Annotated in this window: 1 protein-coding gene; it reads right to left on the reverse strand. The window is 41.0% G+C overall.

The window, feature by feature from the left end; all coding sequences use genetic code 11:
• A partial coding sequence (locus CWB65_RS19730; RefSeq protein WP_138741304.1) for an NADP-dependent isocitrate dehydrogenase occupies window positions 1-244 on the reverse strand: 244 nt, incomplete at both ends.

Below are 244 nucleotides of genomic sequence, written 5' to 3' on the forward strand. Positions count from 1 at the left end.
CAGGGTAATATGGATTGGCAGAGACTTTTGCTTGAAGCTCTTTTTTTACAGGGCGTAACTGTTGAACTGAAGCACTAATGTTTGGAAGTTTGATGATATTAGCTTCAGGTGTTTGTGCAAGCTCTCCTAGTTCAGCAAGTGCATCACCATTACGTTGTTCTTCTGTTAAATAATCAGGGAAGCTAGCAATTACACGTCCTGCTAATGAGATATCGCGAGTTTCAACTTCTACACCTGCTGCATT

This window comes from Pseudoalteromonas sp. S554, assembly GCF_005930865.1.
In the GTDB taxonomy this organism is placed as follows: domain Bacteria; phylum Pseudomonadota; class Gammaproteobacteria; order Enterobacterales; family Alteromonadaceae; genus Pseudoalteromonas; species Pseudoalteromonas marina.